Source organism: Bacillus sp. SIMBA_008 (assembly GCF_046535495.1).
Taxonomy (GTDB): Bacteria; Bacillota; Bacilli; order Bacillales; family Bacillaceae; genus Bacillus; species Bacillus subtilis.
In genome coordinates this window covers 1-298 of the sequence record NZ_JAWRWL010000246.1, presented here as the reverse complement: position 1 = coordinate 298, position 298 = coordinate 1, and the positions used below count along the sequence as shown (strand labels likewise).

Genomic DNA, 298 nt, shown 5'->3' with positions numbered 1-298 from the left:
GCCAGGATATTGGTACATGGCAGGCAGCCACCATCACGCAGCTGACCGGCTTTATCATCTCGCTCGTCATTTTACTCGTCGTACGAGACGGACACTTCAGGGAATATCAAAAGGTGCAGCCGCTTTATTTAATTGGCGGCGCATTTGCAGCGATTATTATTTTTAATGAAGTCACCGCGATCCAAATCATCGGTGTGACACTCACTATCGCAGCGTTACTGATTGCACAGCTTGCTTTTACCTTTGCAATCGATGCAAAAGGATGGTTTGGTGTTCAGAAAAAGAAAATGAAATGGCC

The 298-nt window shown here is 46.0% G+C and carries 1 protein-coding gene; it reads left to right on the top strand.

The window, feature by feature from the left end; genetic code table 11:
- A partial coding sequence (locus SB658_RS23035) for a DMT family transporter (RefSeq protein WP_410602582.1) occupies positions 1 to 298 on the top strand: 298 nt, incomplete at both ends.